Source organism: Streptomyces prasinopilosus (assembly GCF_001419695.1).
GTDB classification, from domain to species: Bacteria; Actinomycetota; Actinomycetes; order Streptomycetales; family Streptomycetaceae; genus Streptomyces; species Streptomyces prasinopilosus.
The window spans coordinates 1-3,764 of record NZ_LIRG01000596.1 but is presented as its reverse complement, the minus strand read 5'-3'; the positions used below and the strand labels follow the sequence as shown (position 1 = coordinate 3,764).

General features: G+C 72.3%; 4 protein-coding genes. 1 reads left to right on the top strand and 3 read right to left on the bottom strand.

Annotated features, from left to right (window positions below; genetic code table 11):
• Positions 1-58 precede the first annotated feature (58 nt).
• A complete protein-coding gene (locus AOK18_RS22965) occupies positions 59-757 on the bottom strand; it encodes an HAD family acid phosphatase (protein ID WP_055695564.1) in 699 nt (232 codons plus the stop codon).
• A gap of 446 nt (positions 758-1,203) precedes the next feature.
• Here AOK18_RS22965 and AOK18_RS22960 point away from each other — a divergent pair, with 446 nt between their 5' ends.
• Positions 1,204-1,932 (top strand): M23 family metallopeptidase, encoded by a 729-nt coding sequence (locus AOK18_RS22960; RefSeq protein WP_055571227.1) that lies wholly within the window; start codon positions 1,204-1,206, stop codon positions 1,930-1,932.
• 52 nt (positions 1,933-1,984) lie between these two features.
• Here AOK18_RS22960 and cseC read toward each other — a convergent pair whose 3' ends face one another.
• Together cseC and AOK18_RS22950 are read right to left on the bottom strand one after the other, a co-directional pair.
• Entirely contained in the window at positions 1,985-3,556 is a 1,572-nt protein-coding gene (gene cseC, locus AOK18_RS22955; RefSeq protein WP_420865637.1) for a two-component system sensor histidine kinase CseC, read from the bottom strand.
• A partial coding sequence (locus tag AOK18_RS22950) for a winged helix-turn-helix domain-containing protein (protein ID WP_167738730.1) occupies positions 3,445-3,764 on the bottom strand: 320 nt, incomplete at its 5' end. The genes cseC and AOK18_RS22950, both read right to left, overlap by 112 nt.

The following is a 3,764-nucleotide window of genomic DNA, read 5'->3' as shown; positions in this document are numbered from 1 at the left end:
GCCGGAAGGGGCCGGTGCCCGCAAGGGCACCGGCCCCTTCCGGCCGTCCGGGACCGGGTCAGGAGAGCCGGCCGTCGTAGTCCGGCAGCTTGTAGGTCCTCTCGGCGCGCCCGCCCGACAGGTCGGTGGTGTTGTTGCCGATGTTGGCGATGATCGTGTAGCCCTTCGCTTCGATGTCGGCGCGCTGGGCCGTCTTGTACTCGGCCACGTTCCGGAACAGGTCGAGGAAGCCGCGGACGTACAGCCCGGCGGACTCGTAGCCGGCGTGGTCGAGGTTGTACTCGGTGAAGGCTCCGACGATGCCCGGCCGGGCGGTCACGAAGAACACCGAGACCCCCCGCTCCTGGGCGTACTGAGCGACCTCCAGGACCGGCTCATTGGCCGGTGCCGGGAAGCTGAACCCGAAGTCGGACTCCAGTGCGGTGTTGTCGATGTCGAGGACGATCGCCTGCTTCTCGCCCGGCCGCGGGTTCGCGATCCGCTGCGTCAGCTGGGGCAGGGCCCGGTCCATGACCGCCCGGCAGTCCCGCTGCCAGGTGTCGTAGTCGACGGCCGCCGCCGCGGCGGCCGTGGCCGTCGTGCCGGCCGTCGTGGCTGCCGCGGCCGTCGTGAGCGCGGTGGCCGTCGTGCTCGTCGTGGCCGGTGCGGAGGTGCCGGGGACGGTCGCCGCGTGGGCGGGGACGGCCAGGGCCACCAGGGCCGTGGCGGAGACGGCGGTGACCGATGCGCGGCGCAGCCAGGGGCGTCGGCTTCTCATGGGGCGGGGGGGTCCTCTCGGGCTCGTGACGCTGCCGATGTGTCGTGTGCATGTTCGTCTTCGAGGGTGACGCGAGGTGAACCGTAGGGTTGCCGCGCGGTGGGCGGCCAGAGAGGCGCACGCCACATTCTCGGAATGTCCGAACCCACCCCCCGGTGACATGCTGCACAGCCGTTTTGTCCGTTACGAGCCGGAATAGTAGTGAAGCACTCGACCGCAAAACGGACATTTAACGTGAAGCGCTGATCGATCAGCTTTAAATACGGCTTTCGCCCGGTGTGGGGCCGGTGTCAAGAGACGTCCATCTCACTCCGTAAGTACGGCCTTGCGTCGTAGATGCCCCTTTTTGTGGCTTTGTGGGCGGAGGGGTTACCAAGGGATGGCCACTGCGGCGGGGACCAGTTCGCCCGGTGGCTTTCCTCTGCCCCCTCCCTTACGAGGTTTCGATGTCCCAGCGCGTCACGCCCCGTTCCTTCCTCACGTCCCACCTCCGTACCCGTGCGGCCGTTCTGGCCGCCGGCATGGGGGTCACGGCCGTCGTGGGAGCCGGGATCGCGGCCGCCGCCGACACCACGGCCGCCCGCAGCACCAGCACCACCGCCGAGGCCGTGCAGACCCAGGCGGACGCCCAGGCCAAGGCAGCGAAGACCAAGGCAGCGAAGACCAAGGCCGCCGAGGCGCGGAAGTCCACCGAGGTGAAGAAGGCCGCCGAGGTGAAGAAGGCCGCGAAGCCGGCCCGGTCCGCCGAGAAGAAGGCGTCCTGGGTCGACCCGGTGAAGAACTACACGGTCTCCGCGACCTACGCCCAGGCCGGCGGCATGTGGCAGTCCGCCCACAGCGGTCAGGACTTCGCGGTGCCGAACGGCACCAAGGTCGTGGCCACGCACGGCGGCACGGTCGTCAAGGCGGGCGGCAACGGCGCCGGCGACGGTCCGGCCTACGGCAACGCCGTGGTCATCAGCCACGGCAACGGGGCGTACTCCCAGTACGCCCACCTCTCCCAGGTGAACGTGCAGCCCGGCCAGGTCGTCAAGACCGGCCAGAAGATCGCCCTGTCCGGGAACACCGGCAACTCCAGCGGTCCCCACCTGCACTTCGAGATCCGTACCGGCGCCCACTACGGCTCCGCGATCGACCCGGTCAAGTTCCTCCGCGGCAAGGGCCTGCAGTTCTGAGGACCCCGGTCCGGAGGAACACCCCGGCCCCGGGCCTCCCCGGCCCGCCGCCCTACGGCAGCATCGGATGACTCCCCGTACTCGTCGGCGCGTGCTCCGGCAGCCACAGCACGGCGACCGCGCCCTCGGCCGGCGCGTCCTCGGACGCCCCGGCCGGCCGCACGGTGCGGAAGGTCAGCCGCGCGCCCAGGACCCGGGCCTGCCCGGCCGCGATGGTCAGGCCCAGACCGTGCCCCCGTCCGGCCCGGTCCGCGCTGCCGGTGCGGAACCGGCTGGGTCCCTCGGCGAGCAGGTCCGCGGGGAAGCCGGGCCCGTGGTCGCGCACCCGGACGACCCGCCCCTCGACGGAGACCTCGACGGGCGGCCTGCCGTGCCGGGCGGCGTTGGCCAGCAGGTTGAACAGCACGCGCTCCAGGCGCCGCGGATCGGTGGTCACCTCCGACTCGCGCATCACGCGCACCGTGACGTTCGGATCCTTCGCCGCGACCCGCCGGGCGACGAACTCGCCCAGCAGGATGTCCTGCAGCTCGGCCCGCTCCGAGGCACCGTCCAGCCGGGCCACCTCCAGGACGTCCTCGACCAGGGTGCGCATGGCCTTCGCCCGGTCCAGCACCAGCTCGGTCGGCCGGCCCGGCGGCAGCAGTTCGGCGGCGGTCAGCAGCCCGGTGACCGGGGTGCGCAGTTCGTGCGCGATGTCGGCGGTGACCCGGCGTTCGGCCTCCAGCCGCTGGCGCAGCGCGTCCGCCATCGCGTCCACCGCGCAGGCCAGGTCGTCGGTCTCGTCCCGGACGACCCCGCCGATGGCCTCCCGCACCCGGACCTCCGTCTCCCCCTTGGCGACCCGGTTGGCCGCGATCGCCGCCTTGCGTAGCCGGCGGGACAGGTGCCCGCCGATCAGCACCCCGAGCGCGCTGCCGCCCAGGACGACGGCGATGGAACCGATCACCAGGGCCCGGTCGAGGTCCTTGAGGATGTTCGAGCTGCGATCCGTGAAGCCTGAGTGCAGGGACATGACATGGCCGTTCTTCAGCGGTACGGCCGCCCAGATGTCCGGTGACCCGCCCGGCCGGTTCGCGACGTAGGTCGCCCGCCTGCCCTCCTCGACCTTCGCCCGCAGCTCCGCCGGCAGGTCGGGGTCGTCGACCTTGGTGTTGGGGAAGTTCAGCCGCCCCGACAGCTCGTAGGTGCGCTGGGCGATCATGATGCGTTCGTCGGCGAGGTCGCGCGCGTTGTCCAGCATCGACACCCGGGCCGCGTTGTGCACGACCAGGCTCAGCGCGACCGCCACCAGCGCGCCGACCAGGGCGATGGCGGCGCTGAGCTTCCACCTCAGCCCGGTGAGCACGCCCGCCCGTTCGAGTCCCGCGCCCACCAGCCGGCCGAACCCGCCCCGCGCGCCGGAACCCGCCGGCGGCCCGGGGTCCTTCCGGGCGCCCGTGCCCGCCGGCGCCCCGAAGTCCCCTCGTGTGCCCGCGCCCGCCGGGCGCCCGAAGTACCGCCGCATGTCCGTGCTCAGGCCTTCAGTTTGTAGCCGAAGCCGCGGACCGTCTCGATGCGGTCCTGGCCGATCTTCCCGCGCAGCCGCTGCACGTGGACGTCGACGACGCGGGTGTCGCCGCCCCACCCGTACTCCCACACCCGTTCGAGCAGCCGGTCGCGGGAGAGGACGGTGCCCGGCGCCGAGGAGAACTCCAGCAGCAGCCGCATCTCGGTCGGTGTCAGGGCCACCGGCGCCCCGGCCCGCCGCACCTCCATGCCCACGGTGTCGATCTCCAGTTCGCCGAAGGCCAGCGCGCCCGCGGGAGCCCCGGCCCGCGCGTCCTCCCGGGCAC

Coding starts and splice junctions, on each gene's coding strand:
- AOK18_RS22965 (WP_055695564.1), bottom strand. CDS start 757: ATGAGAAGCCGACGCCCCTGGCTGCGCCGCGCATCGGTCACCGCCGTC.
- AOK18_RS22960 (WP_055571227.1), top strand. CDS start 1,204: ATGTCCCAGCGCGTCACGCCCCGTTCCTTCCTCACGTCCCACCTCCGT.